Raw genomic sequence first — 7,528 nt, 5'->3', positions numbered from 1 at the left:
AGCAATCAAGGTCATAAATAGCTGACCGCAGAAATTCTGACGCTATCTCGGTTCTGTCATTAGCGAGCTCTATCTCATTTTTTGCAGATTCTAAAGACGCAACTGCACATTCCATCGCTATTCTATGACGTTCTCGCGTTGCGAGCGTAGCGCCAGCCGTTCGTTCTGATAGAAAACACGATACGTGAGAAACAAGAAGGTTCACACCATGACCGCTTTGACCGGAAATAGATCGCTCACCAAACTCTCCATCATCATCTTTACCAATAAGCACTAAGTCACCAGATTCTGGAAAAACATCGGGTGTTGATTCTTCATTTGGAATCAATATCACACGCAAATCCGCCTGTTCGGCGCGAACACGCGCGCGTTCAATTCCAATACTTTCGACCACATCATCCGTATCCCGAAGTCCAGCAGTATCGAGCATAGTAACCGGTAAACCATCGAGTTCCATACGGACTTCGATCACATCGCGCGTTGTACCAGCTACTTCAGACGTAATAGCTGCATCACGGCCCGCTAAAGCATTCAAAAGCGTGGACTTACCAATGTTAGGTGGCCCAACAATAGCGACCTCAAATCCCTCACGAATTCTCTCAGAGATTTTAAATCCAGATATTTCCCGTTTTAGATCATTTATGACATCCGCCAAAAGATCCAAAACTTCGGGTGATACATCGACGGGGACTTCTTCGTCAGCAAAATCAATAGTTGCTTCAATCAGTGCAGCCGCACGTATCAATGACTTGCGCCAAATATCAACGCTTTTTCCGATTGCACCTGAGAAAACGCGCATAGCTTGCTTACGCTGTGCTTCTGTCTCTGAGCTTATGAGATCTGCAAGTCCCTCAACCTGAGTCAAATCAAGACGGTCGTTTTCAAGAGCTCTTCTCGTAAATTCGCCCGCCTCTGCATGACGTAACCCTTTGATTAAACTCAATTCAAACAACACGGACTTTACGATTGCGATTGAGCCATGCAAATGCAGTTCAGCACTTTGCTCACCCGTGAAGGATGCGCCGTGCGAGAAGCATATAACGAGCGCTTCATCTAGGACTTCACCCTGCGAATCCTTCAAAACACGCAGCGATGTTGACCGCGGAGTTGGTACCGAGCCACATAGAGATTTAACAGCACTAAAGGAGAGCGATCCGGAAATCCGGACCACAGACACGCCCGCTTTCCCTCGAGCCGTCGCTTCTGCATAAATTGTATCCATGAGACTAACTCATTGATATTGAATTATTAAGCATTCATCGAGTCGAAGAATTCGCCGTTTGATTTCGTCTGCTTCAACTTGGAAATCATAAACTCAATCGCATCCGTTGTACCCATTGGGTTCAAAATTCGACGCAAAACATACATTTTTTGCAAATCTTTAGACTCGACAAGCAATTCTTCCTTACGTGTCCCAGACTTAAGAATATCCATCGCAGGGAACACACGTTTATCCGCAACTTTACGATCCAGAACGATCTCAGAGTTACCAGTCCCTTTGAATTCCTCAAAGATAACTTCGTCCATCCGCGAACCAGTATCGATAAGAGCAGTCGCAATAATCGTAAGAGATCCGCCCTCTTCGATGTTACGTGCCGCACCAAAGAAGCGCTTGGGCCGCTGTAAGGCGTTCGCATCAACACCACCGGTCAGAACCTTACCTGAAGATGGAACAACAGTGTTGTAAGCTCGTCCAAGCCGCGTAATGGAATCGAGCAGAATCACAACATCGCGTTTATGCTCAACGAGACGCTTTGCCTTCTCGATCACCATTTCACACACGGCCACGTGACGCGATGCCGGCTCATCAAACGTCGAGGAAATAACTTCGCCCTTAACCGAGCGCTGCATATCAGTCACCTCTTCAGGGCGTTCATCAATAAGAAGAACGATCAGGTAGCATTCTGGGTGGTTACGCCCGATCGAAGTGGCTATATTCTGGAGCAGAACAGTTTTACCTGTCCGAGGAGGTGCAACAATTAAAGAACGCTGCCCCTTACCGATTGGTGCGACAAGATCAATGATACGAGCCGAACGATCCTTTATTGTTGGATCTTCAATTTCCATTGTTAACCGCTCGTCAGGATATAACGGAGTCAAGTTATCAAAGTTGATCTTGTGTTTAGCCTTCTCTGGCTCTTCAAAATTAATTTTTGTGACTTTCGTCATCGCAAAGTAGCGCTCATTATCTCCAGGCGCCTTTATGACGCCGTCAACGGTATCACCCGTGCGCATACCCCACTGTCGTATCACTTCCGGTGACACGTAAATATCATCTGGCCCAGGTAGGTAGTTTGCTTCTGGCGACCGCAAAAATCCAAACCCGTCCTGCAACACCTCTAAAACACCGTCTCCCGAGATTTCCCACCCATCTTCTGCTCTCTCTTTCAAGATAGAGAACATCATGTCGCCCTTGCGCATTGTGGATGCGTTTTCAATCTCCAACTCTTCTGCCATTGATAGGAGATCTTTAGGGCTCTGAGCTTTGAGATCAGCGAGATTTAATGTTTCAGTGGTCATCATAATTCCTATGGAACGCCAGCAAGGGCGAACTCGGTCGTGCATGTAAGAGAAATATCCCGCGAATAACCGAACGGCTGGGATTTAGCCGTGTGTAGGATTTCCGATGCGAGGAGTCAATAATTCAAACCGAATGGAGACGTTAAAACGGTTTAGCGATAATCATAAACACGATGACTAGCATAAGAATTGTCGGCACCTCATTCATCAAACGGTACTGTCGGCCAGTGAGTTTGTTCGTGCCATTTACAAAATCGATGCGCCTTTTATCGCACCAAAAGTGGAAAACAGTCATACCGATTACGCTAAATGCTTTGATCCATGACCATGCAGATCCCCAATCGACGACGCCTGGAGTTAAAACGAGCGACAATCCAAACAACCATGACGACATCATAGCTGGTCGCATGATTACGCGAAACAGCTTCGTCTCCATATCTTGAAACAACTGATCCGTTGGTGTTCCAAATACTACACTTTCCGTGTGCCGTACAAATAATCTTGGCAAATAGAACAGACCAGCCATCCATGAAATGACCGACACCACGTGTAATGATTTCGTCCATGGATATAAATTAGAGAATAAATCAGACATATAAGTACCTCTCGTTGTCTCTTACCTATTAAAATAAAGAAAAGAAAAAAAGAGATGATGTATATGTAGGCCCTGTGGATAGTGTGGATTAGTTGGTTTTCCACAGTTTTACCCCTTGTGAATGGGTCTATGGCATCAAGGTGATTAAGTGTGTGGAAAAGATGCTAACCTCTTTTAAAAAAAGACTATAAATTCTCCATTAAATTATTTTTACTGTGGATAACTGAGTATAAATCGTCTGCTATGCGGGTTGTACACGAGTACCAATTGTTACAACTCCACAAGGATAAGGAGCGCCAGTTTTTGGGATAACGCGGGGGTTTTCCACTGCTCCCATAATCAGATAACCGTGCTCCGACTTAACGACAGCTTAACACAGGATATATCCACAGGATGATCAACATGCCCAAACGCATCATATTGGCGTCAGGCTCGCCAATCAGGCGTCAGCTTTTGGAAAATGCCGGTCTTACCTTTGACGTAGAAATCGCACGTCTTGATGAAGACTTGATTAAAACCTCACTTATTGCCGAAGGAGTGTACCCAAGGGATATCGCTGATGCATTGGCAGAAGGAAAAGCACGTAAAATATCGTTGAAATATCCCGATGCTATTGTGATCGGATGTGATCAAGTGCTTTCATTCAAGGGTCAGCTAATATCAAAAAGCACGTCTTCCGATGATGCCAGACGTCTCTTGGAACAACTTCAAGGTGGGCGACACCGCCTTTTGTCTGCTGCTGTGATCTATGAGGGTGGTGAACCCAAATGGCGACATATTGGCGAGGTAAAGATGACAATGCGCAGACTATCCGTGCAATACCTGAACGAGTATATTGGTCGAAATTGGCACAGCGTGTGCAATGCTGTAGGGTGTTACAAACTTGAAGAGGAGGGCGTGCGCCTGTTTTCGTCTATAGAAGGTGACTACTTTAACGTTTTGGGCCTGCCGCTAATCCCTCTTTTGACATACCTGAACGACAGAAAGATCATAGCGATATGAGTGAAAAAATCCCATTGGTCGCCGTACTCGGTTCACCCATCGCGCATTCCAAGTCCCCACAGCTTCACGGCTACTGGTTAAAGCGATACGGTATTCGCGGTCATTATATCCCTGTCGACGTCTCCCAAAGTGATCTAAAAGACGTGTTACGGCACATGCCGAAAATGGGATTTGTTGGTGCGAACGTCACAATACCGCACAAAGAAGCCGTTTTGGCGCTTGCAGATGTGGTGACTGATCGCGCGGCTCTAATTGGAGCGGCGAACACACTTATATTTATGCCTGACGGTAAATTGTATGCCGATAACACGGACGGATATGGCTTCATCGAAAACCTGCGCGCAAATGCATCATGGGATCCTGAGCGTGGACCAGCAGCGGTGTTTGGAGCGGGTGGTGCGGCAAGGGCCGTCATTTCATCGCTTATTGAGGTCGGAGCGCCTGAAATTCGCCTCGCAAATAGAACGCGAAATCGCAGCGAAGCGTTGCGCGAAGAATTTGGTGCAAAACTGCAGATCGTTGATTGGGTACAAGCGGGGAATATGCTCGATGGTGCGATGACAGTCGTCAATACCACATCTTTGGGAATGATAGGCAAGCCGGAGTTCAAAGTTCCGCTAGACGCACTAGAATCGAGCGCGGTTGTGACCGATCTGGTTTACACGCCATTACAAACAGCACTGTTGGCCAAAGCCCAAAAAATCGGATGTCAAACCGTCGATGGCCTTGGAATGCTGTTGTACCAGGCTGTGCCCGGATTTGAGCGTTGGTTTGGATATCGACCTGACGTTGATGATGAAACGCGCCGCGTCATCCTTAACCAATGAAAAAGCGACCGTTCATTATTGGCCTTACCGGATCTATCGCGATGGGGAAAAGCACCACAGCGCTATTTTTTAGGGATGCTGGAATACCAGTCTGGGACGCAGATGCGGCTGTGAGGCGCCTTTACGCATCGGGTGGCAAGGCCGTAGCATCTATCCAAAAAGAGTTCCCAAGCGCTGTCGAGAACAACGAAGTCTCCAAGGAAAAATTGAAAAATATCATTTTAGAAGACCCGTTAGCACTGAGCCAACTAGAGGCAATTGTGCACCCGCTCGTCGCCGCTGATCGTGCTGATTTTATCGCGAATACTGAGGCGCCGATTGTCCTTGTGGATATCCCGCTCCTTTTTGAAACGGGCGCGAACGCCGAGGTCGATTGTGTTGTCGTTGTTTCAATAGATGCGCAGACTCAGCAAAATCGGGCCTTGGCTCGAGATGGAATGACGCAAGCTCATTTTGACGCAATACTTGCGAAACAACTTCCCGATGAGCAAAAGCGCGAGCGAGCGGACTATGTTATAGAAACCCAGGATTTTGAGTCTGCGCGTCAGCAGGCACGCGATGTTGTGACTAAAATTAGAGATGGGCTTGCACATGCGTGAGATTGTTCTGGATACCGAGACCACTGGATTTGATCCACACCGTGGAGACCGATTGGTTGAAATCGGTGCGATTGAATTGCTGAACCACATGCCAACAGGTCGCACGTATCATCAATATATCTTCCCAGAGCGCGACATGCCAGATGGCGCGTTCGGCGTGCACGGCATTGGTCCGGATTTATTGGTGCCGCCTCGCCCTCCCAAGGCCGGTGAAGTCACTCTAAAAGATAAACCGCTATTCAAATCTATCGCCAAAGACTTTTTGGATTTTATAGGCAATTCAAAGCTGGTCATTCACAATGCCGCGTTTGACATGAAGTTCCTTAACGCTGAATTGAAAACTCATGGGTTCCCAGGTTTGCCGTGGGAACAGGCAATTGATACACTCGCCATAGCGCGCAAAAAGTTCCCAGGATCACCTGCCACCCTTGACGCCTTGTGTCGCCGTTTCAGTATAGATAACTCATCGCGAACACTGCACGGCGCATTGCTTGACTCTGAAATTCTAGCTGAGGTTTATTTGGAATTAATCGGGGGCCGGCAGCCCGATCTTGTTCTTGCGCCGGTTGGATCGTCAGTTAAGTCTTCGGAAAATGGCAGTGCTGAAGAGACTTGGCGACCGATCCGCAGGCCCGTTCCGCTCCATGCATTCATCACAGACGAAGAAGCCGCCGCCCATACTGCCTTTGTAGACAAATTGGGCGACGGCGCGTTGTGGAAAAAATTTAACTAAACCGTACTTAGTTTGGTTTCGTCTGTGCCTGTGCTTCCGCACGACGCGCCATGTCTTGGCGGTACAGCTGAACGAAATCAATGTTGTCGAGGTTGAGCGGTGGGAACCCGCCGTCACGTGTGATGTCGTGCACAATGCGGCGCACGAATGGGAAAAGCATACGTGGGCATTCGATCATCAAGAACGGGTGCATTTGCTCTTCTGGCACATTCTCAATATGGAATACGCCCGCATAATCGAGTTCCAGAATGAATAGCGTTGTTGCGCCATCTTCTGTCTTGCTCTCGACTTTTACCTTGGTCGCAACTTCGAACTGATGGTCTGCTTCGCGCTTTTTCGCGTCAAGAGCGACTTGAACAGAAATGTTTGGGCGACCTTCGGCTTTGAGGCCTTTTTGCGCTAGAATATTCTCGAACGACATGTCGCGCGTGAATTGCCCCAAAATTTGCATTTTTACGGGTTCGGCTTGTGCGGCAGGTTCTGCTGCTGCTGCTGTTTCTACGTCATCTGCCATGATCTAAATCCTCAGAAATTTATACTTCGCGGTCTTGTATCAGCTTGCAACAAGCGCCTCAATGGCGAGTCCACCCCGAATGACCTTGTGTATCATCCTCTTTGATCTCGATCTCTTCAAACTTGCCGTCAATGGTTTGGCCGTCGCGCGATGCGTTATCGGCTGAGTCATTAGAATGCGGGTTGCCCGCAAACCCAGAGCCGCGAACCGAGCCGCCCATTTTGAAACTCTGAACTTTGACGCGCTTACGCAGTTCGGCGAGGATCACCGCGCGTACTGACGGAATAAGGAGTGCAAATCCAATCGCATCTGTGAAAAAGCCGGGGGTAAGCAACAGCGCGCCAGAGAACAAAATCATTGCTCCGTTTGCAAGAGGCTCGGTCGGGTCACTAAGGTTTGAAAACGAACCTCGTAGTTGTAGTAGGGTGGCCGCGCCTTGTTGTCGCACTAAGGTTGTTCCTATGATGGCAGTGATAATTACGATCAAAAGTGTCATCCAAAGCCCGATAAGTCCCCCTATTTGAATGAACAAGGCGATCTCAATGATCGGAACAGCGATGAATAACACTAAAAGCAACATGAGTTTGCCTCTCTTTCTTGACTGTCCACTGGTGGACTTGGCCTATGTCCCACCCTACATAGTAAGGGAAGGCGGCATTTTCCATGCCGTGTGAGCTGTGAGGACCAAATGAGCCAATCTATCCTGTCCCTTCTGGTGCTTGCCGGAATCGCTATTTT

The 7,528-nt window shown here is 47.9% G+C and carries 9 protein-coding genes; 4 read left to right on the top strand and 5 right to left on the bottom strand.

Translation table 11 applies throughout. The features are described 5' to 3' along the window. The 3 genes from mnmE to hemJ all read right to left on the bottom strand — a co-directional run. Window positions 1–1,222, bottom strand: a 1,222-nt coding sequence (mnmE, locus tag ACTG34_RS12430; RefSeq protein WP_439105204.1) for a tRNA uridine-5-carboxymethylaminomethyl(34) synthesis GTPase MnmE, incomplete at its 3' end; no start/stop codon positions are given. A gap of 26 nt (window positions 1,223–1,248) precedes the next feature. Beyond that, on the bottom strand, window positions 1,249–2,520 hold the full coding sequence (gene rho / locus ACTG34_RS12425) for a transcription termination factor Rho (RefSeq protein WP_439105203.1): 1,272 nt from the start codon (window positions 2,518–2,520) through the stop codon (window positions 1,249–1,251). A 142-nt stretch (window positions 2,521–2,662) separates the two neighbouring features. Continuing rightward, window positions 2,663–3,115 (bottom strand): protoporphyrinogen oxidase HemJ, encoded by a 453-nt coding sequence (gene hemJ / locus ACTG34_RS12420; RefSeq protein ID WP_439105202.1) that lies wholly within the window; start codon window positions 3,113–3,115, stop codon window positions 2,663–2,665. Between the two features lie 402 nt (window positions 3,116–3,517). On the opposite strand from hemJ, the gene ACTG34_RS12415 reads away from it, so the two are divergent. The 4 genes from ACTG34_RS12415 to dnaQ are packed head-to-tail and all read left to right on the top strand — an operon-like array spanning window position 3,518 to window position 6,276. Beyond that, complete coding sequence (locus ACTG34_RS12415) at window positions 3,518–4,117, top strand: Maf family nucleotide pyrophosphatase (RefSeq protein WP_439105201.1); 600 nt, start codon at window positions 3,518–3,520, stop codon at window positions 4,115–4,117. Continuing rightward, the gene (locus ACTG34_RS12410) at window positions 4,114–4,944 is read left to right on the top strand and encodes a shikimate dehydrogenase (RefSeq protein WP_439105200.1); all 831 of its coding nucleotides are present in this window, start codon (window positions 4,114–4,116) and stop codon (window positions 4,942–4,944) included. The genes ACTG34_RS12415 and ACTG34_RS12410 overlap by 4 nt, the downstream gene beginning before the upstream one ends. Continuing rightward, a complete protein-coding gene (gene coaE, locus ACTG34_RS12405) occupies window positions 4,941–5,543 on the top strand; it encodes a dephospho-CoA kinase (protein WP_439105199.1) in 603 nt (200 codons plus the stop codon). Before ACTG34_RS12410 ends, coaE begins: the two co-directional genes overlap by 4 nt. Beyond that, window positions 5,536–6,276, top strand: a complete 741-nt coding sequence (gene dnaQ / locus ACTG34_RS12400; RefSeq protein WP_439105198.1) for a DNA polymerase III subunit epsilon — start codon at window positions 5,536–5,538, stop codon at window positions 6,274–6,276. The genes coaE and dnaQ overlap by 8 nt, the downstream gene beginning before the upstream one ends. A 7-nt stretch (window positions 6,277–6,283) precedes the next feature. Here the strand turns inward: dnaQ and secB are convergent, their stop codons facing one another. Further along, on the bottom strand, window positions 6,284–6,790 hold the full coding sequence (secB, locus tag ACTG34_RS12395; protein ID WP_439105197.1) for a protein-export chaperone SecB: 507 nt from the start codon (window positions 6,788–6,790) through the stop codon (window positions 6,284–6,286). 58 nt (window positions 6,791–6,848) lie between these two features. After that, window positions 6,849–7,370: an FxsA family protein gene (locus ACTG34_RS12390; RefSeq protein ID WP_439105196.1), complete on the bottom strand. Its 522-nt coding sequence runs from the start codon at window positions 7,368–7,370 to the stop codon at window positions 6,849–6,851. Window positions 7,371–7,528 lie beyond the last annotated feature (158 nt).

The sequence above is a fragment of the Celeribacter marinus genome, from assembly GCF_965656515.1.
Classification (GTDB): domain Bacteria; phylum Pseudomonadota; class Alphaproteobacteria; order Rhodobacterales; family Rhodobacteraceae; genus Celeribacter; species Celeribacter marinus_D.
Note: the sequence above shows the minus strand (reverse complement) of the source record. Positions and strands in the feature narration are given on the sequence as shown.

What these genes read in the sequence shown, in the direction of transcription:
- rho (WP_439105203.1), bottom strand. Translation starts at nt 2,520, where the DNA reads ATGACCACTGAAACATTAAATCTCGCTGATCTCAAAGCTCAGAGCCCT.
- hemJ (WP_439105202.1), bottom strand. Translation starts at nt 3,115, where the DNA reads ATGTCTGATTTATTCTCTAATTTATATCCATGGACGAAATCATTACAC.
- ACTG34_RS12415 (WP_439105201.1), top strand. Translation starts at nt 3,518, where the DNA reads ATGCCCAAACGCATCATATTGGCGTCAGGCTCGCCAATCAGGCGTCAG.
- ACTG34_RS12410 (WP_439105200.1), top strand. Translation starts at nt 4,114, where the DNA reads ATGAGTGAAAAAATCCCATTGGTCGCCGTACTCGGTTCACCCATCGCG.
- coaE (WP_439105199.1), top strand. Translation starts at nt 4,941, where the DNA reads ATGAAAAAGCGACCGTTCATTATTGGCCTTACCGGATCTATCGCGATG.
- dnaQ (WP_439105198.1), top strand. Translation starts at nt 5,536, where the DNA reads ATGCGTGAGATTGTTCTGGATACCGAGACCACTGGATTTGATCCACAC.
- secB (WP_439105197.1), bottom strand. Translation starts at nt 6,790, where the DNA reads ATGGCAGATGACGTAGAAACAGCAGCAGCAGCAGAACCTGCCGCACAA.
- ACTG34_RS12390 (WP_439105196.1), bottom strand. Translation starts at nt 7,370, where the DNA reads ATGTTGCTTTTAGTGTTATTCATCGCTGTTCCGATCATTGAGATCGCC.